Source organism: Sulfobacillus thermotolerans, from assembly GCF_039623705.1.
GTDB lineage: Bacteria > Bacillota > Sulfobacillia > Sulfobacillales > Sulfobacillaceae > Sulfobacillus > Sulfobacillus thermotolerans.
The window spans coordinates 2,712,457-2,737,528 of record NZ_CP133983.1; the positions used below are offsets into that span (position 1 = coordinate 2,712,457).

The following is a 25,072-nucleotide window of genomic DNA, read 5'->3' on the forward strand; positions in this document are numbered from 1 at the left end:
ACAGGATGCCGTGTAGTATACTGATTCCATTTGATAGTATTTGTCTACGCCTGGCAAAGGTAGGGGGAATCATAATGGACAATTCTGGCAAGAGACGGCGATTTTGGCGGGTGCTCGCAATTTTAGGGGTTGCAATGATGGTTCCTGTCTCATATTTAGCTGGATGGATGGCGGATGTGGGTCAGGTTCGTCCAGTGCTAAGCCAATTAGATGCGGCGCAAAAAGCTCTCGCCCATCAGCAAGCGTCCATACCCCAAGAACCTCCGGAGAAGGCCCCGTCTCGTCTCAGCTTGACGTGGGGAGCGCGACATGTGACCGTGAAGTGGCCGGCTGTAAAAGGCGCTGCGGCTTATGTTGTGTACCGGGCTCAAGGTTCACAAAGCTATCCGCAAGCGATAGAGGTGGGCCAAGTGAGCCATGTTGCCGTTTCCATCAGTTTTGTTGATGCTTCCGTGAAACCCAATACGTCATATACCTATTGGGTTGTTCCCGTCAATGCTGCGGGGCAAGGACCTGTCAGCCCTGCGGCGACGTGCCGCACTTATCTGCCGATTTCCGCTGCTGTTGCTCTAGCTCAACGATCGGCTGTTGTGACGCGGGCTACGAAGTGGGAGCAGAGTGCATGGGGATTGCTAGCGTCTCGCCAACAGAGTACGCAACCCCTGGCGTGGCATGTGAATGCCCAGTGGTATAGTGACTACGTATTTCCCTCTAGCGCTACGTCCTCCACATGGCTGACAAAGAGATGGACCACATGGACGGTGGATGGACAAGCGCTGCACGTTTTGCCACAAAAGGGAATTTCCCAGTTGATAGGGAAATTCCCGGTGGCTAGTGCGCTGTCGGTCGGCGATTCTACGCCACAAGATATTGCGTTGTGGTTTCGGGGTGGTCGCTGGTTCGACCAATTGGTAGACGCTCAAGATCCCGAGATACCACCATCGGCCTTGCTGATGAACCGCTATGCCCAAGCCGTAGCTTTCACGACGGCTTCGGGCCAAGAGGTATCCTTCGTAGCCCCTTAGGCCCTCATTATAAGACGTTTTCCGCGCTCGCCTTCTGGTTGGAGGTGAGCGCGGCTTCGCGTTCTGGGGAAGGGGCGCGAAATATGATTAATCCCCGTTCATTTCCCTCTTGACTCTTACCTTGAAGGACGATATCGAATGTGTCATCAGTCGCCCGCAAACGCAGTTGCCAATGGCCAATGGCGGGGGGGTTGTTCTCGCCTTGTGGGGTGAGGACAGCTTCCATGTACCAGGTAAAGTTTTCGGTGGGCTGAGTATAAGGAAGAAAGTCCATTTTTCCTCGATTGATGTTGCGCAAGGCTGCGTTGACCTCTATTAATGTCTTGCCCATCCCCGGATACCACTGATCTAAAAAGGATAGTGCGGTGGTGTACGTTGTTGTCATCGTCAGTTAAGCCTCCCCGTAATATAGTGTGAGTCAAAAAGAACTACAGTGTACCTTAAATCGTCTGAAGTATATCAACAAAGTTATTGTATTCACAAAATATAAAGTTGGTTGTATTTTTCACTTAAACAATATATCATGAAACTAGACTAAAGTACTAGTCAAATAGGCGTGGTTAAAAGAGGGGGAGATTATGGCGCAAGATCGGTTGGCGATTATTGTGTCAAAAGGCAGCTTGGATATGGCTTATCCGCCGTTTATTTTGGCAACGGCAGCGGCGGCCTTGGATATGGAGTGCATGTTGTTTTTTACGTTTTGGGGTCTCGATGTTATCAATAAAGAGAAAATTGACAATTTGACGGTGTCTATTGCAGGAAATCCTGGCATGCCGGCAATGGCCCGTGTAGCTGGAGTTGTCCCCTTTGGCACTAAGGTGGTGTCGTCTATGATGCGAAGCCAATTTGCTAGCTCCAATGTCATGTCTATTCGGGAGTTTCTTACAGAATCGGCAGAATTGGGGGTCCATTTGGTGGCGTGTCAAATGTCTATGGATGTTTTAGGTGTGAAGCGCGAGGATTTAGTGCCTGAAGTAGAGGATGTGGTGGGAGCGGCAACCTTTCTAGATTTTGCTCGCGACGCCAAAATCAGTCTCTTCGTTTGAGTGCTGCGAAGGAGGTGGGTTAATGCCGTCAAATCTATATAAAGAAGTCGCGCTAGAGGAAAAACAGAGACTATTCGACGAGGTTAAGGCGGATCCCCGGTTTGAGACTTATTTATACGGGTGCTACGAATGCGGAATTTGTGTTGCTGCTTGCCCTTCGGCGCGTTTTTATGACTTTTCCCCACGCAAGATTACTCAAACGTTGGCGCGCGAAGATGTGGAATTGTTTTACGAACAGCTTAATGACGATATTTGGAATTGTTCGCAATGCTTTTCTTGCAATCGATGTCCGCGCCAAAACAGCCCTGGTGGTCTGATCACGGTCATGCGCGAAGTTGCCGTAAATAATGGGCTGCGTTCCATGAAAGAAGCGCTCGCGGGATACACCCGAATTATCTACAAGATCATGACGACAGGTACTCAGGTGTCGCCAGACATGTTGCAAGAGGATGCGTTTCCTGATTGGGGACCCCAAGTGAAAAAAGTTTCGGAAAATTTGGACGTGTGGCGCCGGGCGTTGCCGCCGGAAACGCTGCATACGACAGGGCTCTCGTGGCAGGTGGAAGAACGAACCATGCACGAGTTATACGCGATTTGGAAAATGACGGGGACTTTGGACATGATTAGCCTAGTTGATGAAGGGCTGCACGACATTATGGAGGAGATTATGGATGATGCGCTGGAAGAGAGCGGATTGCAGGTTGACTAGGGGGCCGTTGGAGGTCTAAAAGAGGAGGGAACACATGGAACCGTTGAATTTGCCGATCACTGGTACCAAGGTTGAGACGTCCAAAGTCTTTGAGAGAGACCCTGAGACCGTACGCGACGAGGACTTGCGTGAAGCCATATGGGAATTAGGTCGCGAAGGGGAGTGGATTGTTCAACCTGTCCCGGAGCCATATTACCTAGCACCAACGAAGTTTGGGAGAATGAAAAAGATTCCGTTAGAACACACATGGCACCATAAAAGCTGTGGTCAATGCGGACACATTCCCGGCTACTCCACATCGATTTTCTGGCTCAACCGCATATTGGGCTATGATTACACACGGAAACAGTATTAATTGTCGGGGCGGGCCCTGGGGGGATGGAGGCGGCGCGGGCCGTGGCCGACCTCGGTAAAAAAGCCATTTTGGTGGAGGCCAAAGGGGAGATAGGCGGTACGCCGTATTCCTCCTACGCGACATTAACGCCGGACTTGCAAGAAACGGAAGAAGCCATGGGCCATATTGTACGGGGCATTCATCAAAATCCTGCAATTGATTTGCGCCTCAATACACGGGTTGTCAAAAGCGAAGGAGAAGTTGGGGCGTTTCATGTCACTTTAGAAAGTGAGGATTCGACACAAACCGTGGTGGAAGTAGGGTCCATCATTGTTGCCACGGGCTTTCAGCACTTTGATCCCGGCCGTGAAACGCAGATGTACGGTTATTACGAATATGATGATGTGATTACTTTGGTCGATGCGGAGCGGATGTTTAAGAGTGGTGCCATCGTTCGGCCATCAAATGGGGAGGCGCCTGAACGAGAATGGCAAAGATTTTTAATCTTCCCCGCGAAAGTCATGGGTTTCTGCAAACGGTAGGAGGCCCCTTAGATACCGTTACCACGCCTATCCCAGGAATCTTTGTGGCGGGAGCTGCGGCTGGGCCCAAGGATATTGAGGATACCGTTTCAATGGGAGGCGCGGCAGCTGCCAAGGCTGTGGGGATGTTAAACCGCATGGCGTTAGAGGAGGTGTGATGAGCGCTCTAGTTATTGATGCGGAAGCGGTTGGAGATTTTTTAGATAAGGCAGAAGGTTTTGTGACGGCGGAAGATATCGAACGCTGGAATAGGGTCATGACGGTGCGTTTAGGCGATGCTTCTGATGTTCTGGCCGACGACATGCGCAATCTTTTGGTGGTCCCGGGCACGAGACGGTTGAATGAGGGGGGCTATCAGCTCTGGACGCAACACAAGGAGACGTTAAAACACGGCGTTATTCACACGCCCGGGAATATGGCAGCCTACTTGACGTCGATATCAGCTCCCCCTTGGCTATGGGAATGGACGACATTTTGGCTGGCGGCCTTGTGGCCTGACGATTTCGTCTGGTGGTCACGGTGGATGTTTCTTCCCTCTAGTCGAACCGGGGCGGTGCCGCTTGTGCTCGTCGATCCAGAGTGTCTTGTGGCCGATCCCCAGACGCTCTATGGGCAAATTGTGCAGGCTGGACATTTTATGAATCATGTGATGGAGAGTTTGCGACGTCTGCCTGATATTGATCCGCGTTATCGGCATTTAACGGCATTCGCCATGGTGTATGCGGTGTACCTCTTTACAATGACCTCGTGGCGGCTTACCGAAGAGTTTACCCGCGTGCTCCCTCCATTTCCCCGCGTGGTTGCGAGTCTCTTGGGTATTCAGAGATGGGAGGAATATAGCATTGCAAAAGGCAAAAGCAATTGAATTAGACATTGCAGTAGTCGATGGTGTTGAGCTTAACGGTTCATGGAACCGCATGTTTGAGCCGCGCGTGATTTCTGAATATGACTTGTCGGTTTTAGATAGCATCACGCAAATTCCTGGCGCTGAGTCGTTAGGTTATTGCTATCAGTGTGGAAAGTGTACGGGTGTGTGTCCGGTGGACACGGTAGGAGATTATTCTTGTCGAGAGACGTCCTATTGCTGTGGTGGCGGTGGGGGCGGCATGTGGATGGACAGCTTTACGCGAGACTACGCCAGCGAGCGGCTGTCGGAACGGCGCGTGAAAGAGGCCATTGAATATGGTGCAGAAATTTTAGCCGTCAGCTGCCCCTATGAAGTACCGCGATTTGAGGATGCGGTGAAGTCAACCGGGCATGATGGAGAGTTGCAAGTTATGGATATTGCCGAACTTATGGCGTATTGCATGGGGCTGAACGAGGCTTTGGTCCTGCACTGACCCACGATATTAGTTAAAGGAGGCCATCATATGCGATTAGCAGTGCTTTTGAAGACGGTTCCAGATTTGGTAGAAGAGTTGGCCCTCGATGAAGACGCGCGGACCTTACTGTTTGACGAGATGAGTTATGTCCCAAGCGAATGGGATGACCAAGCGCTAGAAGAGGCTTTGATTATCAAAGAAGAGTCTGGCGCGGAGGTCACGGTGATTGCGGTCGACACGGGAGATGTGGACACGATGCTGTTCACCGCGTTGGCGAAAGGCGCTGACTATGCGGTAAAAATCGTAGGAGATTTTGATGCGGCCATGAGTAATTGGCAAAAGGCGCGCGTACTAGCGGACTATCTTGGGCGAGGGGATTTTGACGCAGTGCTCTCCGGAGTTCAAGCCATTGATGACGTCGATGGCCAGTTGCCAGGGCTTGTTGCGGGGTTTTTAGGTTGGCCGCACGCGTCCGTAATCACAGAGGTTCGCGTCGCGGGCGGGTCGCATCTTCAGCTGCGACAAGAATATGCGGGAGGGCTTGTTGCGGAATTAGAAACGGTGACGCCGATTGTGGTAGGGGTGCAGGCGGCGCGTAAACCTCCGCGATATGCGTCCGTGGCTAAGGTCAGGCAAGTGGCGAAGTCAGCCACGATTGACGAGGTCGAAGCGGATGTTGCTGAGGCGAGACTGGCCGGCGTGGAATATGTTCGCCCCGTCGCCGCTGGTCATGCAGAAATGATTGAAGGAGATATCGACGAAGTGGTCGATCGAATTGTGGCCATTTTGGAAGAGCGCAACTTACTAAGGAGGGCATAAGAATGGGACCTATTCTCATTGTGGTAGAAAATGGTGCGGCGGGGATCACTGAGGCGACAAAGGAATGCGTCAACAAGGCCAAGTCGTTGGCGGCTCAGTTGGGAACGACAACCGTTGCGGTGGGATTTGGCAAACAGCATGTCAGTGACTTGCGGCGGCTGGCTGTGACGAAGGTTGTCATTGCCAGTGGGGGGACCATGGATCTGTATAATCCGGATGCTTACGAGAAGGTATTAGCGGAGATTTTTGGGAATGTCAAACCCTATTTAACGTTGATAGCCAACACAACGATGGGATTAGATTTAGGTGCTGGGTTAGCAGGACGTACACAGACGCCCTTGATTGCGTATGGCATTGACATCGAAGAGCAAGATGGGCGATTAACAGCCATCAGTCAAGTGTTTGCAGGCAAACTCTTGGCCCGGGTTCCTATCCCAGAGGATGGTGCAATCGTGACTGTAATTCCTGGGTCGTGGCCCGCGGACAATGAAGCGGGAGATCCGGAGATTGAGGAATGGACGGCCCAAGACTCGGAAGCTATGCGGGTCCTTCGCGTGGTTGAACCCGAACAGAGTGATATTGACATTACGAAAGCGGATATTTTGGTGAGCGTGGGCCGTGGCATTGAGGGACCAGACAATTTGCCCTTGGCGGAAGACTTGGCTGAGGCTCTAGGGGGTGTTGTCAGCTGTTCACGGCCTGTGGTCGATGCCGGTTGGCTGCCTAAAGCCCGCCAAGTGGGAAAGTCTGGGCAGACGGTCAAACCCAAACTCTATTTGGCGTGTGGAATCAGCGGAGCTCCCGAACATCTCCAAGGCATGCGCGATGCCGACTTGATCATTGCCATTAACACGGATGAGTCGGCTTCGATTATGGATATTGCGCATTTTGGAACGACTGCCGATATGTTGGAGTTGATGCCGGCGCTAGCCGAACGTCTTAAAGGGGGGTGAGGGAATGGGCCGTGATTTGCTCATGGCGCTGACCATTGTAATGTTCTTGGGAACTGGAGGCTTTTTTATCTCGCGTATGGCCCCGATTATCGGGGTCATGCGCCTTGCACGACCCACTGATCGTCTTGACAACGTTGGTCAGCGGCTGGGATTTATGATGCGGCAAGTGTTTGCGCATCAACGGCTGATGCGCATGAAACTCTCCGGCGTGTTGCATTTCTTCATATTTAGTGGGTTTGTGATTTTGTTTATTGATATTGTCGATGCCATTGGCCAAGTATTTGTCCCGGGATTCAACATCGGATCGGCGTTGGATTTTGTGGTCGATTTGTTTGTAACGCTGGTATTGATTGGCATTATATTAGCCGTCTATCAACGTGCGGTGTTGAAACCGGAACGTTATCACGGGTCAGATGAGCGTGACGGCTATATCATTTTGGGCATGATTGCCCTCATTATGATTGGGATTGTGCTCCACGAATCCTTCTATCCGTTTGCCGCGCCTGTGTTGTTTCATGTCCATCCAAGACTTGACCCATGGGGCTTCTTAGGGTATTCGGTGGCGCAACTGTGGATTCGTACGGGGCTGGCGATGCATCCCGTGATTGCAGAAGTGGGTTACATTCTGGGATATCTCCTTGACATTGGGATGGTCTTTGCCTTTTTGGCATATCTCCCCACCTCGAAACACTTGCATATCTTCTTGGCAGTTCCCAGTATCTTTTTGCACAAGACGCGTCCCCATGGTGAGTTAGTACCGCCTGTGGATCCCGATGCGGGCATGGCCATTCGCACGGTCAAGGATATGAACTGGAAGGATGTCTTGGACCTTTTTACCTGTACCGAATGCGGGCGATGTCAAGCTGTATGTCCTGCCCATGCCGCCGGACAGCCCCTCTCCCCAAAGATGGTCATCATTGAATTACGGGATGCGGTGCGCCGAGAGCTTGCAGGGGGCGAACCGCTGCCGCTCGCAGGCGGCGTCGTGAGTGCGGAAGAATTGTGGTCTTGCACGACGTGTGGCGCTTGTCAAGAAGCCTGTCCAGTATTTATCGAGCATGTGCCCAAGATTGCCGGGTTGCGGGCAGCGCTGCTTGAGGATGGCGAAGTGGATAAAAGTACGCAAAAGGTCTTGGTGGGATGGGACCGTCAAGGCAATTCCTTTAATCAACCGCAGCGCAAGCGTCCCGCTTGGGCTAAGGGGTTGGATTTTACGATTAAGGATGCGCGCAAAGAACCCGTCGATTGGCTATGGTTTGTGGGTGACTTTGCTTCTTATGACCCGAGGATGCAGCATCTCTCACGGTTGGTCGCACGGCTTCTCCACCGCGCAGGCATTGATTTTGGCATTCTGTATGAGGGGGAAGTGAACTCGGGCAATGATGCGTTGCGGATGGGTGAATATGGATTGTTTGAAACGCTAGCGCAAAAAAATTTGGCAGCCCTCGAGAAAGCGCAGTTTAATCAAGTCTTTACGACGGACCCGCATTCGTTTAATGCGCTGCGCAACGAGTACGGTAAATTAGGATTTGACCGTCCAGTACGTCACTATACTCAAGCCTTTCTGGATTTAATTGAACAAGGTCGGTTACGTCCAGAGCCTTTGAATCTGCGCGTCACGTATCATGACCCTTGTTATTTAGGTCGCTGGAATCGGGTGTTTGATGCACCGCGCCAACTTCTTGAAAAGATGGGGGTGGAATTGGTGGAAATGCCTCATCACGGGGCCAATAGCTTCTGTTGTGGTGCTGGGGGAGGCCGGATTTGGATGGAAGAGGTTGGTATGACAGACAGACCCGCGAATATTCGTATGCGTGAAGCTTTGACATTGCAAGACGTCAATCATTTTGTGGTGGCTTGTCCGAAAGATATGTCAATGTTTACGGCAGCAGTGCAGAGTACAGGCAGTGAAGAGCGTATGAAGGTGATTGACGTCGCGGAGCTATTGGCGCAGGCGGTGGGATTAGATGAACCGCTAGACCGGGTTATGGCCGAATAACGAGCTCATGACGGATGAAGGTATTGATAACGCATAAGGAGGAGTTAGGGGTGTCAGACGTACACGGCTGTAATCTTCCAGATGATTTATATTATTGGATCGAAAAGCACACATGGGCGAAACCGCAGGATGACGGAACCATATTGGTGGGGTTAACGGATGTGGCTCAAAACATGGCGGGAAAAATTATTGTCGTGAATATGCGGTCGCGCGGTAAAACGCTTGCCCGTGGGAAAAGTGGTGGGACGCTGGAGAGTGGAAAATGGGTGGGAGCCATTCCGACGCCCGTGGCGGGGGAGGTTCTCGAGGTGAATGAGACGGTCCGGTCTCAGCCTCAGTTGGTTAATGACGATCCTTATGGCGCGGGATGGTTGCTAAAAATTAAGCCCTCAAATTGGGATGACGATGCTAAGCTTCTGGCGTTTGGGTCAGACGGAATCGCCCAGTACCAGGCAAAACTCGAACAAGACGGAATCCAATGCGCCAAGTAGCAGCGTGTAGATCCCGTCCGAAGCGTTGGGCACAGACAAAGGGGGGGGAGTATGGCTCAGGTTTTTGCCTGCGAGTTTCCAGACGTGTATTGGTTTGACGTGGAACGGGATGTTTGGGTAATGCCTCAGCCATCTGGACAGCTGCGCATGGGCATGACGGATCCCGCTCAAACTCGAGCAGGCAAGGTGTTGCATGTGCGTGCTAAAACGGGCAAAACCGTTGTGGAAGGGCAAAATCTAGCGACCATTGAGTCGGCGAAATGGGTGGGGCCGTTTCCGGCACCGTGTGAGGGTCTGGTTGTCGCGGTGAATCCAATTGTGATGACTGACCCCAATGAGATCAATCGCGATCCTTATGGGCAAGGATGGATTGTCGAACTGCAACCGTCCTCAGATGTTTGGAGGAGTACTTTGATGACGGGCCCAAAGGCCATCGATGCTTACCGTGAAAAACTTCGGGCGGAAGGTTTAACGTGCATGCGGTGTGTGCCACCGTCCGATGATCTTAGTCCAGAGAGTGAGGAATAGCGGTGCGCTACGTGAATTTAGGAGTTGTAGACGCACGGTGGTCACAGGCCGTGTATCATGCTTTAGCGCACCGTATGAAGAGCAACGACGAGCCGACTCTGGTGACTGTGAGTCCCAATCGCCCGTATGTGTGTGTGGGCTACCACCAATTGGCGAGTCGGGAAATTGATCGCGTTTACTGTGAACAGCATAACATTCCTGTCGGACGACGTTGGGTTGGGGGTGGAGCCGTATACTTAGATCAGGGCCAGGTATTTTGGCACTTAATTTTGCCAAAAGTATCCGGGACTATTGACCAGCTATATCGGCGCGTTTTATCGGTACCGATTGCAACGTATCAGGCTATGGGCATTGAAGCGACATTTCGACCCGTCAACGATATCGTTGTGGGACCTCGAAAAATTGGAGGCACAGGGGCTTCGACGATAGGGATTGCGACTGTTGTCGTGGGAAGTCTGATGTGGGATTTCAACATGTCCCTGATGGCACGGGTATTGCGGGTTCCTTCAGAAAAGTTTCGGGATAAAATGGTCAAGAGTCTTGAGGATTACATGACGACGATTTCACGAGAATTACGTAGCGTACCCGATAGATCTCGTGTTACCGACGACCTCGTCGAGCGTTTTGCGGCCCTCTTGGGAGAACCTGTTCATTCCAGCGTATTGACGGCAGGCGAGGTTCAAGAGATGGAACGCTTAGCGGACGAATTGTTTAGCCCGACATTTGTTTATGGGGCAGAACATGGGTTGATAGAGGCGGGTGTAAAAATCCGTTCAGGCGTCTATGTGTATGAAGGGGTCATTAAAGCACCGGGCGGGTTGGTGCGATTCATTTATCGTGACAATGAAGGTGTATTTGAGCAAGTGAGTCTGTCTGGAGACTTTTTTTTGACACCTTGGAACAGTCCGGCACTTGCTGAGTGGGAAAAGAGTTTCGAGGGACAACCGATTAATCATGAGACAGTTCAGCGCAAAGCCCAGGAATTATTTGATGCTGTTAGCATTTCTGGGGTGCGACCAGAGCATATCGTGGCTTGTTTCCTTGAGGCTCAAACACGCCGGGTGACGGATGATCCGTCCAATTCAGTGACATTAAAAGGGGGATTATTATGAGTGAGATAACCAATGGTCCGATTGAAGCCGATTTGAAAGTTGATGCATCAGGATTGAAGTGTCCAATGCCAGTCATTCGCGCGAAAAAAGGCATTACGAGTGTAGAGGTCGGTCAAATTGTCGAAATTCTATCCACGGATCCCGGATCTATGGCCGATTTTAAGGCGTGGTCACGATCGACCGGTCACGATTTGTTGTCGGCCGAACAAGACGGTGAAGTCTTCCGGTTTTTTATTCGCCGCACCAAATAATCCAAAAAAGGGGGCGTTTTCATGTCTGATGTGAAAAAGTACTTATACATTCTCACGACAGGGCCAGAAGTTGCCTACCGGGCAGCCTCGCCATTTTTTCTGGCAACGACCGCAGCTTTGATGGACCATGAGGTGTCAATGGTTTTCACGATACGGGGGACCGCTTTACTAAAGAAAGGAGTCGCTGAAGAGTTAACCGTCAAAGAAGGCGGAGATGGCGCCAAACTGCAGTTTTTTGTAGACCAGGCACGTGATGCCGGCGTTAAATTTTATGTCTGCGCACCGAGTTTGGACTTAAATGACTGCACATTAGACGACCTTATCGAGAATGAAGGGGTTGTTGGGGGCAGTGCGGTCAACGAAATGGCCTTGGAATCGGATGTCGTGATTACCTTTTAAGCCAATACTCAGGAGGATGAACGCTACGGCAGCATATCAAGAAGCATTGGCCCAGCTTGACCAATGGCGTGAGGTCCCGGAGGCAGATGACGTGGCGATCATGGCGAATTTGGTCGCCATACTGAAATCCTTGTGGCCGCATTGTACATGGATTGGATTTTATCGGGCGCCTTTTGCGGGACAGGATTTAGTGCTGGGCCCATTTTGGGGAGATCCCGCACCGTTGGTTGTTCCTTGGGGTTCGGGCGTTATAGGGTCGTGTGCCCAAGAACGGGCCGTTCAGATTGTCGGCGCGGTTAGCCGATTTGCGGGCTATATTCCGGCAGTCTCCCGGACTCAAAGTGAGGTGGCGTGGCCAATTATTCGGGGCACTCATCTCTATGCGGTGCTGGATTGTCAAGCAGCCGAAGAAAATGGATTCGATTTAGCGGACATTGAGTGGATGGGAAAATTTGCTGACCGTCTCAGCTAGAAGAGATGACGCGCATGGCCCACGAAAGGGTCGTGCGCGTTTTTTGATATGGTCGGCCATTTGGCATTGCCTTTAGCCGATAATCGGTATAATGAAAGGGAGGTAAGACTTTTGGATGAGAATGAATTACGACTCGATTATTGGGTGGCTACGCGTACGAATCCGAAATTCCCCTTATGGGTAATCTTTAAGGAAATTGGCCACCGTGATGGGCAAGGGGAGGCCTACGGCCGACGGTCATTGCGACCAGTGCGCGAGATGTTGCGTGATCTCGAAGACAGCGAGTGGATTCCTAAGGCAGCTGAAGGTTTGGCGGTTCCAGAACAGGAACTACGGGCTGCTCTATGGTACGCGATTTGGCTTATCGACCAAAAGGAACCGCCCCCCGAGTGGAAAGAATGGAATGATAAGGTTGACGAAGCATGGCGCAAAGGGTGGCGATAAACGCTTACAAAGACCCATTGGACCATTTGCTTGAAACTGTGGAAGACACAAGGAGATGACCAGTGTGCATTTACTTCCGGGAACGAATCGATGTGTCCAATGCGGTGATACGGTTGATGAAGTATTGTGTGACACCTGCCGAAGTCAACGGAATGGCATTTTTTCAATTGCGTATCGTCGGTTACCGCAAAACTCGTTGTTATACCTCTTCAGTATCATAAAATCCCGGTTGTTTCTAGGTTTGCTCTTGTTTGCCATTGTTCCTATTTTATTAGGAGATTTGCACTTGAACGTGGTAGACGGGATGATGGTATATTTTTCGCTCTTTTGGTTTTTTATCTTTCAGCCCATCATGACGGCCCAAATGGCAATGCCATTTCGGTCCATTGTGCTCGACATCGCGGCCTATGTATTTACAGGGATCGTAGGCGTGTTGTTTGCCTTGGCGGTGGAATCTTTTTGGATTGGACATGGGGCTAATCTTTTATTAAATTCCTCGTACTTATTGATTTCCGCTCCGGCGTACATTATTTTCATTGGATTAACTGAAGAGTTTGCGAAACAAATTTTTGTCCTCTTGCTATTCACCGTGAATCGTGTGCAGAAAAAAGTCTGGAACCCTTTGGTCTATATGATGATTGGTATCAGCTCAGGCCTCGGATTTTCGGCTGTGGAGAATATTTCCTACGTGGAGCATGGGATTACATTTGACGTGTTGCACAAGACGATTGGCTTGGGGACCATTACGGCTCTCACGCGCGCCTTGTATACTCCCTTTTTACATGCCATCTGGGCCGGAATTGTGGCTTATGGGTTGGGTATAGTCGCTCACCGTGGTTACCGGGATTGGCATTTAGCTGTCGGCGCTTTTCTTTTAGCCGCCATGTTTCATGGATTTTATGATGCGTCCCTCAGAGCTCATGGGGGGTTATCAGTTCTTGACGTGGCTCTTTCCTACTTGGTGTTTCTGAGTTTGTTGTTGAACAATCGTCGGCAAAGAAGTTCCCTTGTGGATTAAACGTCAAAGAGACTAGAGACCGAGAGATTTTCATGGATGCGCATGATGGCTTCCGCTAATAGGGGAGCCATGGAGATGATGTGCATATTAGGAGATAGATCAGCTATGGGAATGGTATCCGTAAGTAGAATGTCTTCGAGAGGCAACTGCGATAGCAATGCGGTGGCGGATCCTGAAAGAACGGGATGGGTCGCTGCCACATAAACCGCCGTAGCGCCAAGATGGCTGACGGACTGTACGGCCCGCGCGACCGTTTTACCGGTATCAATCAAGTCGTCAAGGATGACGACGCGGCGGTTTTTTACGTTGCCAATGACATGGACGACTTCGGGCATTCCTAGCTCCGTTATGCGCTTATCTATAAAGCCTAACGGGGCCCCTAGCATTTTGGCCATTTGACGCGCGCGGTGGACACCGCGGGCATCCGGAGACACAATCATCAGGTTGTCCAGCTCCTTCTTGCGCAGGGCTGTAGCAAACGTGGGCGCGCTCTGAAGGTTATCGACAGGAATATCAAAAAAACCCTGTAGTTGCGGCATATGCAGGTCGATCGTGAGCAGTCTATGCGCGCCGGCCGTGGCCATGAGGTTGGCCACGAGCTTTGCTGAGATCGGTTCTCGTCCACGCTCTTTTCGGTCTTGTCGGCTATATCCATAAAATGGCGTAACCGCTGTGACGCGACGTGCCGATGCCCGCCGGGCAGCATCGATTAACAGTAAGAGTTCCATTAAATTGTCATTAACCGGGAAAGATGTGGGTTGAAGAATGAATACGTCACAGCCGCGTACGTTATCCAGAATACGAATGCGGATTTCTCCATTAGCAAACCGTCCCACGTCGGCGGCGGTCAACGCAATGCCGAGGTGGCGGGCAATGTCTTCAGACAACGCACGGTTTGCCGTTCCTGATAAGAGTTTTATAGGCCCTTCACGCTCAAACATACAGTCTCCTTCCAGCTTTAAAGCATTTGAGTTGACGGATCGTGGGGATCCTTGGTGCCCAAGGTTGATCGGCTTGCGAAAATCTTGACAGCGGCGCCATGAGATCATTATCATAAAGGCAATTTATTATATCAGGGAAGAGCGTTTTGTGTGGAAATTTTCCGCAGAATTCTTCCCTCGCAATGATGAAGCCATCACTCTTTGTCTTAACAAAGCGAGCCAGGTTGTGTGAGAGCTGGTGTTAAGGGGGAGTGTGCCCCACTTCGGAGCCATTCTGCGATGAGTAGAACGGGCCGGCCGTTACCCGGACGACAAGGGGCCGCGCCAAGGCGGCAACCGAGGTGGTACCGCGGATTTTATCCGTCCTCACGATGAGGGCGGTTTTTTGTTTTCTTTGAGGAGGGTTTTCGGTGCGCGTTGTCGTAAAAATCGGAACGTCAAGTATTTGTGGGGACGATGGGCTTCTTATGGAAGAACGTGTCCAAGACTTAGCCCAGCAAATGGCATGGGCATGTGAGCACCATCATGAGCTGATTGTGGTGTCCTCGGGAGCCGTAGGTGCAGGAATCGGCCAAACGGGCCGCCATCCCATGGATTTAGTCGAGAAACAAGCACTCGCAGCTATTGGACAGGCTCAATTGATTCAAGCATATCAACGCCATTTGCCGGGCATTGCAGTCGCCCAAATCCTGTTGACCCGGGCAGATCTTGAACATGGTGAAGGACGGGATAATGCCTCTAACACACTACAGCGTTTACTGGCATGGGGCGCATTGCCCATTGTCAACGAGAACGACACGGTGACCCATGAGGAAATTCGGATTGGGGATAATGACACCTTGGCAGCTCGGGTAGCGCAGCTCGTTCATGCGGAGTTATTAGTGTTGCTTTCCGATGTTGATGGACTCTATACGGCTGACCCTCGCACATCCCCCCACGCACAGCATATTAGCCGAGTGCAATGGGTGACGGATGAAATGTTGTCACAACATGCTGTCAGTCGAGGACCGTGGGGAACAGGGGGCATGCAGACCAAATTACAGGCCGCTGCTTTGGCACAGGAGAGTCGGATACGCACCGTGCTAGCCGATAGTCGAACCCCTGACGTTCTTATGCATTTGTTGCAAGGATTACCACTGCGCGCAACCTATTTTCTAGGCCAGGAGAATCCCGATCATATTCCTTCCATGGAATAGAAAGAACCTTGTGCAGGAGACAGACAACCAAAGATAGAGAGGAAATGACCATGTTAGAAGCGATGTTGAAAAACGCGCAAGCGGCTCAAAAAGAGTGGGCATTATCACATACGCAAGTGAGAAACGACGCCCTCGAGCAAATGATCCACCTGGTGCGCCGTGATCAAGACAAGATTCTCTCAGCTAATCGACGCGATCTGGACGCCGCTAGCGAGTTGCCTAAGGCCTTGGCTAATCGATTGGCCTTAAGCCCCGAAGGATTGTCTAAGCTGTTGCAGGGCTTAAAGGTAGTGATAGATCAACCGGATCCCTTGGGAACCGGGATGGGGCAACGTACGTTGCCTAATGGGTTGAGCATCGAGGCGATCCGAGTGCCTCTTGGCACGATTGGATTAATCTTCGAAAGTCGTCCTGGTGTGGCGATTGAAGCCGTCGCGCTTGCCCTTAAGGCAGGAAACGCGATGATTCTGCGCTCTGGTCATGAGGCAAAAGGAACCGTGGCAGCAATCGTCGCGTGTTGGCAAGAGGCGTTGACCAAGACAGGATTCCGGGCAGATCTTGTTCAACAAATTCTGGACCCGGACCGGAAGTATGTGGATGCCTTACTCCACTTGCGCGGCCTCGATCTGTTGATTCCCCGCGGAGGCCCCGCTTTGATTCAAAAAGTGGTAGCCGAGGCCACCGTTCCCGTGATTGAAACAGGCGTCGGAAATTGTCACGTATATGTCGATCGCCAAGCCGATTTGGACATGGCGGTGAACATTGTGATTAATGCCAAAGTGTCAAATCCGGCCGTGTGTAATGCAGCCGAGACGGTTTTGGTGCATCAGGATATTGCCGAACAGCTGTTGCCAGAGCTGGCTAAGGCACTGTCAGCTCAAGGCGTCCAGTTGCATGCCGATTCGCGTGCACTATCGCTTATACCTGGAGCCGTATTGGCGACCAATGAGGATTTTGCGAAGGAATACCTTAGCTTAGACCTCGCGGTTCGCGTAGTGGCCAATATCGATGAAGCCATTGCCCATATTGAGCAATACGGTACCAAGCATTCGGAGACGATTGTGACCAATGATTACTCACAAGGCGAACGGTTTCTCAAAATGGTGGATGCGGCAGCGGTTTATATTAATGCGTCCACTAGATTTACCGACGGCTACCAATTTGGATTCGGAGGAGAAGTCGGAATCTCAACCCAGAAACTTCATGCCCGAGGGCCTATGGGATTAGAAGCGTTAACCACGTGGAAATGGGTTGGGCGCGGTCACGGTCAGATTCGCAGTTAACCAGATCATACGCCCATTCCATACTTGATGGTAGCCACGGCCATATCTTTATGAGTAAAATATCGCTATGCGAAAGTTTTCTTGGATAGGGCTGTCCATAGCGGCATTTGTCGTTGCGGCGCTTCTAGCTCCTTCACCGGAGATAATGGGGTTGAATAGAAGCATCAGTCGCATGCTTGAGCCGTTGGGGCACAGGTGGCCGTTCCTGCAATTGATTTGGGTTGTTGGGGGACTACCCCTAACTACTTTGCTTGTCATTTACCAAGCGAGTGGGCGATGGGGACGGCAGACACACGAATGGCGCCTGTTATGGGGGTTTATCGGCGGAAGTATTGTGGAGCTGATTCTGAAGCACTATATCGCGACGCCTCTGCCCATCAATGTGGCGGCCCCTCCTCCTTATGCACAAATTACGGCGTGGACCAATATTGAGCCGGCAACCGTGGTGGCATGGCTTGGAGCATTAGTTCCCACGCATGGTTTGCATCACGCGGCTCGGTCATTCTTACGGGGTTCGTTCCCTAGTGGCCACGTGTTTCGCATTACGTATGCCTATGGTCTCTTCTTACGTAACTGGACTTATGGGATTTTGATTCTGATTGCAGCATTTGCTGTTGTCGCGACGGGAGGGCACTGGCCATGGGATACGGTTGGAGGCGCGTTATTAGGAATGACAAGCCGGCTTGTGGCAAGGTCAAAAAGGAGCGGGCGTGGTGAATCAGCATACGAATAAGGAAAAAGCTCTAGAGGCATTGCGACTTCAGATGGAACCTTGCCATCAGTGTGGATTGCGCGATCAAGCACATGGTGTCGTGTTCGGGGAAGGCGATCCGCAGGCGGATATTGTACTGATTGGAGAGGGTCCGGGTCGCGAAGAAGATCGTCTTCTTCGACCATTTGTTGGCGCAGCCGGCCAACTGCTGGACAAGATGTTGGCGGCAATCGAGATGGACCGATTCCACGGTATCTACATTCTTAATGTCGTAAAGTGTCGCCCGCCTCAAAACCGGGTGCCTACGCCAGCGGAACGTAAAGCGTGTTGGCCGCATTTGGCGGCACAATTGAGGATCTTGTCGCCTCAAGTGGTGGTGCTGCTAGGTACAACCGCCGTGCAAACATTGCTCGGCATCTCGCGTCTATCCGAGGCCCGGGGCCGTTGGCATGAACGAGGCGGTGTGTGGTTTCGGGCAACTTATCATCCCGCTGCATTGTTGCGCAATCCGCATTGGAAAGAGGGGGCGTGGCAAGATTTGCAAGAGGTGCAGGCCAAAATCCTTGCATTACGCCAGAAAGCGGGCGAGGTATCGGAAATCGGTAAATAAGCTTTGGTGGGACTAGGGTGATATTGGGAGAAAGGAAGATTGCGTGATGAATTTGTTGAACTTATTTCGCCACCCGCCTCAGCTGCGAGATCTTACGCCGCAAGACCTTGACAACTTTATCCATGCACAAGATCCGGTCGTCATCGATGTGCGCACGCCTACCGAGTATCAGGCGGGGCATCTCCCAAAAGCCGTTCTCGCGCCTCTTGGAACCACATTGCAGCATATCACGCATGTGGGTCATGAGCGGCCTGTGGTCTTGATCTGTAAGACAGGGCATCGTAGTCAAGCTGCGGCGTGGGAGTTGTTAGCGGAAGGGTTTACGCACGTCTATCACTTAAAAGGGGGCATGGACCACTGGAAAAAGTATGAAAAGAGTCAACAGAGGTAAGGGGCACCTGCGAGTTTAGTGCCAAACGGGCGATCCAGCACTCAGATACCCGACAATCGAGAGGCCCATCAAGCCTGCCCAGAGAAGGCCATAGGTCCATTTTCGTCGTATAGCAATGGCGTTGTAGGCGGCTGAAACAGGATGTTTTAGCCTTCCAATAAAGTTCCACACGATGAAGATGAGGATAATAACAGAGACTGGGTCGACCGTAAGAGCGCCGGTTAACGGATTGAAAAATAACAGGACGAGCAGTCCGATAAGGCCCGGACCCCATGCTTTCCATCCTAAAAAGGCCACCGTGCGCCCTCCATCTAAAGGCACCACCGGAATTAAGTTAAAGATATGCATGAAAAAGCCAAAGACGGCTAGCCATTGCAATACGGCCAGATGCGTAGTGAGGTAGAGTCCGTAACAGACCAGAGTGGCTGCTAGCCCAAATATGGGGCCGGCAATGCCAATAAAGGCTTCGTCATCGGCGTTGCGGGGACTTTGGCGTATATTGATGACCGCGCCCAAAAAGGGAATAAAGGTCGGCCAAGACGCAGGAATATGCCGCTTCCGGTTTGCCAACACATGGCCCGATTCATGGATGGCAATTAAAATCACCAGCCCAATGCCAAAGGCCCATCCAAATGCCAGACCATACACCAGCATCGAGAGCACCACACTACCAAAAAGCAGCAAAACTTTCGCTTTATAAATGATCGCCAACAACGAGAGGATGCGACTTTTCCACGAGTTACGCCCCTTACGCGGTATAGGTGGAGGCGAGTAGGGTGAAAATGGCGCCGTTTCTCCGGATATGGGGGTGGCGTGGGGGGATTGGTGCTCTGGGTCATGATATCCTGGCAATGCTAGTCCTCCTTATGCCAAATATTATACACGGCCTCTAGCCACCGGAGCTGTCTCGTAAGAAATCCAGTCACTGTAGCTGCCGGCATACAACACGGCGGGGATATCCAGTAAGTGCAATGCCAATACATTAGAGCAAGCCGAAACACCGGATCCGCAGTAAACAAGTGGAGGTTGTTTGGTGTCAATGTTGGCAAAGTGTTGGCGTAAATCGTGTAATGGTCGAAAGTGGGCAGGCTTGTCATAAACTTCGGCCCAATCGCGGTGGATGGCTCCAGGTATGCGTCCGGGAATAGGATCGATGGGCTCGTACTCCCCAATAAACCGTTCATACGACCGGGAGTCAATAAGAGTTTGATCCGAATGACGAGTGATAACCTCTTCACGCGTCGCAAGCCATTCGGTGTGAGGAGTAAGAATCAATGTCGGTGTGCGAGATATGGCAGGTTTCTTTGTAGACACAGGTAATTTAGCGGTTATCCATGCCAAATACCCGCCTTGTAGGACCCGGATATTCGTCAAACCATAATAACCAGCTAACCACCATAAATGGGCAGCACCTGAGCCATCCGTATCGTATGCCACCAAGGTTTTCTCTTCGGTCATTCCTATGCGAGACAACACGTGGGCAAACTGTTCGCGGTCTGGGAGAGGATGACGCCCTCCGTGCACACCGATGGGGCCGCATAAATCGCGCTCTAAATCCAAAAAGAAAGCTCCTGGGATATGTCCTTTCTGATAATCGATATAAGCCTGAGCCGGAGCCAATAAATTATAACGGCAATCTGCAATGACTACGTTCTCCGGATCTTGGGCTGCCAGCCATTGCGCATCGACTAATGGATGTTTCATGAGTTCCCTTTCCGCGGTCGTTCGGACACCGAAACAGCACAACTCGTTGTCGCGGGCCACCAGTTTCGTCCTGTTAGGTGGGTAATCAATCGAGCGACAAACGGATAAATGGCAATGATGATGAACCACGGGTGGATAAAGCTGGCTAAGACTCCGAGAATGACAAGATTTTTAGACCATAATGTACACATGATTGCACCTCCTTGCCACTAGTATTATGCGCTTTGGAGGGATGATTTGTCTATTCAGGGGCATTGAGAATCCATGATAGCCCAAGACTCCGGTGGCGTGCTGTCAGGCTTGTTAGGGAATCGTGAAAGATTAAAGGGCTCATGGCTGTCGAGATATTTCAGGGTTCTAGTTACAAAATCACAGCGCAAAACCTTTGTGAAGCATGGCTCAGCGCGGTACCATAAGATGATGGCAACAATAGACAATGGGGGTCGGGACCATACGATGTTTCTTTCACTAGGGGCGGTGATGGCGCTTTTGGGAGTAGCGTTAGGGGCCTTTGGAGCTCATGCGTTACGTGCGAAATTGGATGAGAAAAGCTTAGCCAACTATCAAACCGGTGTGCAATACCAAATGTATCATGCCCTTGGACTTTTGGTCACAGGACTGGTGAGCATTAAGGCACCGGGCACGACTCTTTTAGCCTGGGCGGGATGGCTTTTTGTGGTGGGTATTGTGCTCTTTTCTGGAAGTCTTTATGTGCTTTCCATCACAGGCCGTCGCAAATGGGGAATGGTTACGCCGTTTGGGGGACTTGCGTTTATCGTGGCGTGGGCGATGTTGGCTGCGGCAGGTTGGAAGGTCGCCTAACCTCAAATATGGTATATCCCAAAGAGGAGTGAATGATGGTGGTATGGGGAAAAAAATCGGTTTCTTCCAAAGCGCCTAGTCCCGGTATCGCGGATGCGCTGAAACCACCCTTGCAATCGTTTGTGTCGCTGCAAACATTGGATGAACCACAGGCGCACACGTGGACGTCGCGTCTTATCCGCCGAGATGGAGTCTACGATTATCTTGACGCATTGCGTGATAGACGGGGGGACGTCGTTCAAGGGTGGAGCCTTCAGGGGCAGCCCATGCGGCTGTACTGGGGCCAAGACCGATATTTGTGGCAATACAAAGTGCAAATCATCATGGTTTTGGATCCCTTACCAGCCATGCAAGTTACCTATTTAGAGCCTCCCGTCCGTACGAATCGGCGCCGAGAGTGGCGAAGTGAAGATCACGGGTATCATATGCGCGGACGGGTTCAGGTTTGCGAGGATGTGGGACCGGTAGAGATATCGGCATGGACAACGGTGTCCCGAGACTTTTCTTATTCCGGCATTCGGTTCTTTAGCCCCATGGTATTGCCCATCGGCTCACATGTTACAACGCAATGGCAATGGGATCAGCCAGGAGAATTTCAAGGGCGACTTCAGATCGTGCGTCTCGATACCGGCCGCGCGCAATATCGTGAAGCCGAAGGGGTTAATGTGGTGGGCCTGTGGGATCCTGCTCTGGAGGGGGAGCAGGCAAATGCCTGGCAAGCATTCTGCTTGCATCATCGTTACCGCTAAATCGTAAAAATAGTGTCGAAAAAGGGAATAATACCCTCATAATCGGTTCATCTGGCGCGAATACTATATCAAGAAGAAACGCGACGGAGATGACGATTTTAGGGGGGATTGGTGATGAATCTTGTCGAACGAATTGTTGAGGCAGGCCAGCCATTAAATCCGGAACAACTGCGCGTATTATTAGCGGGGTGCCAAATCTATGTGACGGTTGAGGAAGCTGTCCATCTGTTTACCGTGTACGGGAGCCTGACAACCCTGACCAAAAAGCAGACGTTCTGTCGTGTCTAAATGGCAATCAGGAAAGAAGGCCGTTCGCGTTATTATTGGAGGTGCGGCCGCTATAGCTGCGGTGGCCGTCGCCGTGAAAATGGCCATCGGACCCCAATTTCAAAGAGCGATACCTCAGCCATCCCGTCCCCCCGTACCGAATTTTTCACACGTTGTTGTGATTATGATGGAGAATCACGGGGATGCGGCTTTGCTAGGCAATCGTGCTGCACCCTATATCAATCAACTCGTAAGGCGTGATGGATTTGACCGTAATTATTTCGGCGTGACCCATGTCAGCCTTCCCAATTATGTGGCATTACTCACTGGTGAGACCGGTCATACCCATTCCGATGACCCCAATCAAACGTTTAATCAACGTTCGTTACCCCAGCAATTAACTGCCGTGCACAAAACATGGCAGGCTGTCATGCAAAGTATTCCCTCATCCAATTTTCAAGGCAATTGGTATCCTGGTAATGCGCAAAGCACGACTCCCCCCTCTAATGCCTTGTATGCCAAGAAACATAATCCCTTCGCGTTGCTTTTGCCGTTGCGGTCATCCTTGGCACGACATACCGTGACGCTTTCCCGATTTCAAGAGGAGTTGCAACAAGGACACGTACCTCAGTTCGTGTGGATTACTCCCAACTTATGTGACGATATGCATGGGCAACAGCCGGGACCTGGAAACAGCTGTCCGGTTTCAAGTTCTCAACACTTAGTGCAATCGGGGGACCGGTTTTTGGCGCGCCTCATTCCTCAAATTATTCACTCCAAAAGTTGGAATCGGCGGTCGGTTTTGTTTTTAACGTGGGATGAGACGAATACCCCAGCCAACTTGCTATCTGTGGAGAATTTGCGGAGGTATTTGGCGCCGGGGCCCGCGTCTCCCGTGGTGCCTTGGGTTCATATTGCCATAGGCGGAGGGAAAATACCTCTGATTGTTATCGTAGGTCAGGGCGAAAAGATTGACACCAATTTATGGGCGGATCATTACAGTATTTTGAAAACCATCGAAGATAGCTGGCACTTGCGCTATCTGGGGCATGCCAACAGTGCGCAAGTGCCAGTATTGCTCCCGTTTTTTAAAAAACAATAAAAGCATTCTCCGGTGTTAAAGTGCCGAAGAATGCTCGTAATTCGCCACTCTTGTTAGTCATTGAGGTTGTAGTCACGGTATAGGATAGGAGCAATAATGGCAATCGCTCCTATAAAGAATATACCAATTACTGCAATAACCAGAAGGTCACCTGTGGTAATCATCGCGATCCCTCCCTTACACATGAACATAGAGACTAAGAAAGCCTCTAAAGTTCTAGTCATATTGTATCACGAAACGATCCAAACGTTTCTATGGATTGTCTGGATAAGACCCCAACATCCGTCTAACGCACCGTGCATAGGCCCGTGGTTTTTAGCGCATCATACAACCACTATGAACAAAGTGAAAGCGCCGACACGGCACAGCAAACCAACTGAAACGCGCCTTATCAGCAGTCGTTACGGATCGGGGCCAAAGCCGCCGAGTCCTCGAAATATTGGCGCCAATAGTTTAACATTAATGACAGTAGGCGGCATTATGGGGTCCGGGCTATTTTTGGCTGTGGGCCAGGCCATTCGTTTGGCAGGACCAGCTATTGTCATTTCAATGCTAATCGGCGTCACCATTATGGCGCTAGAAGTGATGGCTTTATCAGAAATGGCGGTGGCCGACCGTGAACGAGGTTCTTTTCTAGCATTTGCCCACCATGCTTTAGGTCCTGGGGCGGCTTTTGTAGGAGGATGGATTTTTTGGTTTTCGAGCATCCTCAACATCTCAGCCGAAGCGACCGCGGGAGCAATCTTTACTCGACTATGGTTCCCTAGCATTCCTGTGTATGTCTTTAGTGTAGGCTATGCCATTATTGTCGTGGGCATTAATTTTTTGACGGTCCGCGGCTTTAGTACAGTGGAGTCGTGGATGTCCGGCACGAAAATTACGGCGACGGTGGTCTTCATTTTACTTGCGGCGGCGGCGCTTGCAGGATTATTGCCTGTACATACCGCTGCAGGCGTTCACGGCTGGTATCAGAAACCCAGCTTTTTCCCGCATGGCGTGATTGGTGTTTTCGCGGCTATGGTCTTGGTGTTGTTTTCGATGTCCGGCACGGGTGTTTTAGGGCTCGCGGCCCCCAATGTGAAAGATGCCGACCACACGATTGCGAAAAGCATTCGGAATACTATTATAGCGATTTATGTGTTGTATGTTGGAGCGGCTCTAGGCTTGACGGGGCTGTTGCTGTGGTCCACTGTTCCCACCGCACAAAGTCCTTTTACAGCGGCGCTCCGTACGTTGCCATGGGGATGGTTGGTCAATTTCTTTAACTTGGTGATTCTGTTAGCCGTTTTGAGTGCCATGAATGCAGGACTGTTTGCCACCGACCGGGTTTTGGCCACTTTAGGGCGAATTCATGCCGCTCCGCACATCGTCAGTCGAGAATCTCATGGCATTCCGCGTATGGCGAACTTAGTGACGGGGATTTTGTTTATCGTTATTAGTGGCCTTGCCTATTTCTTGCCAAAAACGGCGTATCTGTATCTTGTTACGGCCACCGGATTTCAAGCGCTATTTATCTGGGGGCTCATCATTGTCACGCAAATCGTCTATCACAAGGTTCTTTTAAAAGAAGGGAAAGAACTTCCATTCCGGATGAAAGGTTATCCTTATACCTCGATTTTAGCGGTGGCTTTAATTGTTGGCGTGATTGCAACCGCACCGCTGGCTCCGCATGAAATGACCGCATTAGAAATCAGTGTGGGCGCCTCAGTTATCTTTTTCTTGGCCTATCTTCCGGTACGTGCTAGGCGTTTGCACAGTTCTCAACGTTCTCAGGGAAAATGAGTTTACGTGAAATTGTGGTGTGTTAGAATGAGTCGTGATGCGGGCTTGG

General features: G+C 51.1%; 35 protein-coding genes. 30 read left to right on the plus strand and 5 right to left on the minus strand.

Going from position 1 to position 25,072, the window contains the following annotated elements; genetic code table 11:
- Positions 1–74: 74 nt before the first annotated feature.
- On the plus strand, positions 75–1,025 hold the full coding sequence (locus ORD20_RS14130) for a fibronectin type III domain-containing protein (RefSeq protein ID WP_103375352.1): 951 nt from the start codon (positions 75–77) through the stop codon (positions 1,023–1,025).
- A gap of 7 nt (positions 1,026–1,032) precedes the next feature.
- On the opposite strand, the gene ORD20_RS14135 is transcribed toward ORD20_RS14130, so the two are convergent.
- On the minus strand, positions 1,033–1,410 hold the full coding sequence (locus ORD20_RS14135; protein ID WP_207654652.1) for a hypothetical protein: 378 nt from the start codon (positions 1,408–1,410) through the stop codon (positions 1,033–1,035).
- Positions 1,411–1,603: 193 nt separating this feature from the next.
- Here ORD20_RS14135 and ORD20_RS14140 point away from each other — a divergent pair, with 193 nt between their 5' ends.
- The 19 genes from ORD20_RS14140 to ORD20_RS14230 all read left to right on the plus strand — a co-directional run bounded on the left by ORD20_RS14140 (position 1,604) and on the right by ORD20_RS14230 (position 13,464).
- Positions 1,604–2,071 carry a DsrE/DsrF/DrsH-like family protein gene (locus tag ORD20_RS14140; protein WP_103375353.1) on the plus strand — a complete coding sequence of 156 codons (468 nt, stop codon included), beginning with the start codon at positions 1,604–1,606 and terminating at the stop codon, positions 2,069–2,071.
- A gap of 22 nt (positions 2,072–2,093) precedes the next feature.
- Entirely contained in the window at positions 2,094–2,780 is a 687-nt protein-coding gene (locus ORD20_RS14145) for a 4Fe-4S dicluster domain-containing protein (RefSeq protein ID WP_103375354.1), read from the plus strand.
- A gap of 34 nt (positions 2,781–2,814) precedes the next feature.
- Entirely contained in the window at positions 2,815–3,135 is a 321-nt protein-coding gene (locus ORD20_RS14150) for a hypothetical protein (protein ID WP_430626279.1), read from the plus strand.
- Between the two features lie 23 nt (positions 3,136–3,158).
- Positions 3,159–3,656, plus strand: a complete 498-nt coding sequence (locus ORD20_RS14155) for a hypothetical protein (RefSeq protein ID WP_430626280.1) — start codon at positions 3,159–3,161, stop codon at positions 3,654–3,656.
- Positions 3,602–3,814: a hypothetical protein gene (locus ORD20_RS14160; protein WP_430626281.1), complete on the plus strand. Its 213-nt coding sequence runs from the start codon at positions 3,602–3,604 to the stop codon at positions 3,812–3,814. The genes ORD20_RS14155 and ORD20_RS14160 overlap by 55 nt, the downstream gene beginning before the upstream one ends.
- The gene (locus tag ORD20_RS14165; protein ID WP_146039029.1) at positions 3,814–4,521 is read left to right on the plus strand and encodes a hypothetical protein; all 708 of its coding nucleotides are present in this window, start codon (positions 3,814–3,816) and stop codon (positions 4,519–4,521) included. The genes ORD20_RS14160 and ORD20_RS14165 overlap by 1 nt, the downstream gene beginning before the upstream one ends.
- Entirely contained in the window at positions 4,499–4,996 is a 498-nt protein-coding gene (locus tag ORD20_RS14170; RefSeq protein ID WP_430626282.1) for a heterodisulfide reductase-related iron-sulfur binding cluster, read from the plus strand. Before ORD20_RS14165 ends, ORD20_RS14170 begins: the two co-directional genes overlap by 23 nt.
- A gap of 30 nt (positions 4,997–5,026) precedes the next feature.
- Entirely contained in the window at positions 5,027–5,797 is a 771-nt protein-coding gene (locus tag ORD20_RS14175; RefSeq protein ID WP_103375357.1) for an electron transfer flavoprotein subunit beta/FixA family protein, read from the plus strand.
- Positions 5,798–5,799: 2 nt separating this feature from the next.
- Positions 5,800–6,750: an electron transfer flavoprotein subunit alpha/FixB family protein gene (locus tag ORD20_RS14180; RefSeq protein ID WP_103375358.1), complete on the plus strand. Its 951-nt coding sequence runs from the start codon at positions 5,800–5,802 to the stop codon at positions 6,748–6,750.
- 4 nt (positions 6,751–6,754) lie between these two features.
- Positions 6,755–8,749, plus strand: coding sequence for a (Fe-S)-binding protein (locus ORD20_RS14185; protein WP_103375359.1), 1,995 nt, complete (start codon positions 6,755–6,757; stop codon positions 8,747–8,749).
- Between the two features lie 50 nt (positions 8,750–8,799).
- Positions 8,800–9,240 carry a glycine cleavage system protein H gene (locus ORD20_RS14190; RefSeq protein ID WP_103375360.1) on the plus strand — a complete coding sequence of 147 codons (441 nt, stop codon included), beginning with the start codon at positions 8,800–8,802 and terminating at the stop codon, positions 9,238–9,240.
- 51 nt (positions 9,241–9,291) lie between these two features.
- Positions 9,292–9,768, plus strand: coding sequence for a biotin/lipoyl-containing protein (locus tag ORD20_RS14195; protein ID WP_103375361.1), 477 nt, complete (start codon positions 9,292–9,294; stop codon positions 9,766–9,768).
- A gap of 2 nt (positions 9,769–9,770) precedes the next feature.
- Complete coding sequence (locus tag ORD20_RS14200; protein WP_207654656.1) at positions 9,771–10,880, plus strand: lipoate--protein ligase family protein; 1,110 nt, start codon at positions 9,771–9,773, stop codon at positions 10,878–10,880.
- Positions 10,877–11,131 (plus strand): sulfurtransferase TusA family protein, encoded by a 255-nt coding sequence (locus ORD20_RS14205; protein WP_103375362.1) that lies wholly within the window; start codon positions 10,877–10,879, stop codon positions 11,129–11,131. The genes ORD20_RS14200 and ORD20_RS14205 overlap by 4 nt, the downstream gene beginning before the upstream one ends.
- A gap of 21 nt (positions 11,132–11,152) precedes the next feature.
- Positions 11,153–11,530, plus strand: a complete 378-nt coding sequence (locus ORD20_RS14210) for a DsrE family protein (protein ID WP_103375363.1) — start codon at positions 11,153–11,155, stop codon at positions 11,528–11,530.
- Between the two features lie 16 nt (positions 11,531–11,546).
- The gene (locus ORD20_RS14215) at positions 11,547–12,002 is read left to right on the plus strand and encodes a GAF domain-containing protein (protein WP_103375364.1); all 456 of its coding nucleotides are present in this window, start codon (positions 11,547–11,549) and stop codon (positions 12,000–12,002) included.
- A 111-nt stretch (positions 12,003–12,113) separates the two neighbouring features.
- Positions 12,114–12,446, plus strand: a complete 333-nt coding sequence (locus tag ORD20_RS14220; protein WP_103375365.1) for a hypothetical protein — start codon at positions 12,114–12,116, stop codon at positions 12,444–12,446.
- Between the two features lie 62 nt (positions 12,447–12,508).
- Positions 12,509–12,667 carry a hypothetical protein gene (locus tag ORD20_RS14225; RefSeq protein ID WP_158246250.1) on the plus strand — a complete coding sequence of 53 codons (159 nt, stop codon included), beginning with the start codon at positions 12,509–12,511 and terminating at the stop codon, positions 12,665–12,667.
- Between the two features lie 71 nt (positions 12,668–12,738).
- A complete protein-coding gene (locus ORD20_RS14230) occupies positions 12,739–13,464 on the plus strand; it encodes a PrsW family glutamic-type intramembrane protease (RefSeq protein WP_242968498.1) in 726 nt (241 codons plus the stop codon).
- On the opposite strand, the gene ORD20_RS14235 is transcribed toward ORD20_RS14230, so the two are convergent.
- On the minus strand, positions 13,461–14,405 hold the full coding sequence (locus ORD20_RS14235; RefSeq protein WP_103375367.1) for a ribose-phosphate diphosphokinase: 945 nt from the start codon (positions 14,403–14,405) through the stop codon (positions 13,461–13,463). The two genes, ORD20_RS14230 and ORD20_RS14235, sit on opposite strands and share 4 nt — an antisense overlap.
- A gap of 410 nt (positions 14,406–14,815) precedes the next feature.
- Here ORD20_RS14235 and proB point away from each other — a divergent pair, with 410 nt between their 5' ends.
- From proB to ORD20_RS14260, 5 genes are all read left to right on the plus strand, one after another.
- Positions 14,816–15,601 carry a glutamate 5-kinase gene (proB, locus tag ORD20_RS14240; protein WP_103375368.1) on the plus strand — a complete coding sequence of 262 codons (786 nt, stop codon included), beginning with the start codon at positions 14,816–14,818 and terminating at the stop codon, positions 15,599–15,601.
- A 44-nt stretch (positions 15,602–15,645) separates the two neighbouring features.
- On the plus strand, positions 15,646–16,884 hold the full coding sequence (locus tag ORD20_RS14245; protein WP_207654657.1) for a glutamate-5-semialdehyde dehydrogenase: 1,239 nt from the start codon (positions 15,646–15,648) through the stop codon (positions 16,882–16,884).
- 172 nt (positions 16,885–17,056) lie between these two features.
- Positions 17,057–17,617: a phosphatase PAP2 family protein gene (locus ORD20_RS14250; RefSeq protein WP_103375370.1), complete on the plus strand. Its 561-nt coding sequence runs from the start codon at positions 17,057–17,059 to the stop codon at positions 17,615–17,617.
- A complete protein-coding gene (locus tag ORD20_RS14255) occupies positions 17,598–18,206 on the plus strand; it encodes a uracil-DNA glycosylase (RefSeq protein WP_242968481.1) in 609 nt (202 codons plus the stop codon). The genes ORD20_RS14250 and ORD20_RS14255 overlap by 20 nt, the downstream gene beginning before the upstream one ends.
- A gap of 46 nt (positions 18,207–18,252) precedes the next feature.
- Positions 18,253–18,597 carry a rhodanese-like domain-containing protein gene (locus tag ORD20_RS14260; protein ID WP_103375371.1) on the plus strand — a complete coding sequence of 115 codons (345 nt, stop codon included), beginning with the start codon at positions 18,253–18,255 and terminating at the stop codon, positions 18,595–18,597.
- 15 nt (positions 18,598–18,612) lie between these two features.
- On the opposite strand, the gene ORD20_RS14265 is transcribed toward ORD20_RS14260, so the two are convergent.
- The 3 genes from ORD20_RS14265 to ORD20_RS14275 are packed head-to-tail and all read right to left on the minus strand — an operon-like array spanning position 18,613 to position 20,492.
- A complete protein-coding gene (locus ORD20_RS14265; protein ID WP_103375372.1) occupies positions 18,613–19,449 on the minus strand; it encodes a site-2 protease family protein in 837 nt (278 codons plus the stop codon).
- 24 nt (positions 19,450–19,473) lie between these two features.
- The gene (locus ORD20_RS14270) at positions 19,474–20,301 is read right to left on the minus strand and encodes a sulfurtransferase (RefSeq protein WP_103375373.1); all 828 of its coding nucleotides are present in this window, start codon (positions 20,299–20,301) and stop codon (positions 19,474–19,476) included.
- Positions 20,298–20,492, minus strand: coding sequence for a hypothetical protein (locus ORD20_RS14275; protein WP_103375374.1), 195 nt, complete (start codon positions 20,490–20,492; stop codon positions 20,298–20,300). Before ORD20_RS14275 ends, ORD20_RS14270 begins: the two co-directional genes overlap by 4 nt.
- Positions 20,493–20,757: 265 nt before the next feature.
- Between ORD20_RS14275 and ORD20_RS14280 the strand changes: the two genes are divergently transcribed.
- The 5 genes from ORD20_RS14280 (at position 20,758) to ORD20_RS14300 (ending at position 25,023) form a co-directional block, all read left to right on the plus strand.
- Positions 20,758–21,123 carry a DUF423 domain-containing protein gene (locus tag ORD20_RS14280; protein ID WP_173677085.1) on the plus strand — a complete coding sequence of 122 codons (366 nt, stop codon included), beginning with the start codon at positions 20,758–20,760 and terminating at the stop codon, positions 21,121–21,123.
- 32 nt (positions 21,124–21,155) lie between these two features.
- Positions 21,156–21,872, plus strand: coding sequence for a PilZ domain-containing protein (locus tag ORD20_RS14285; RefSeq protein ID WP_146039031.1), 717 nt, complete (start codon positions 21,156–21,158; stop codon positions 21,870–21,872).
- A gap of 114 nt (positions 21,873–21,986) precedes the next feature.
- Positions 21,987–22,160 carry a hypothetical protein gene (locus ORD20_RS14290; protein ID WP_158246252.1) on the plus strand — a complete coding sequence of 58 codons (174 nt, stop codon included), beginning with the start codon at positions 21,987–21,989 and terminating at the stop codon, positions 22,158–22,160.
- Positions 22,153–23,241 carry an alkaline phosphatase family protein gene (locus ORD20_RS14295; RefSeq protein WP_103375376.1) on the plus strand — a complete coding sequence of 363 codons (1,089 nt, stop codon included), beginning with the start codon at positions 22,153–22,155 and terminating at the stop codon, positions 23,239–23,241. The genes ORD20_RS14290 and ORD20_RS14295 overlap by 8 nt, the downstream gene beginning before the upstream one ends.
- 336 nt (positions 23,242–23,577) lie before the next feature.
- Positions 23,578–25,023 carry an amino acid permease gene (locus ORD20_RS14300; RefSeq protein ID WP_103375521.1) on the plus strand — a complete coding sequence of 482 codons (1,446 nt, stop codon included), beginning with the start codon at positions 23,578–23,580 and terminating at the stop codon, positions 25,021–25,023.
- Positions 25,024–25,072 lie beyond the last annotated feature (49 nt).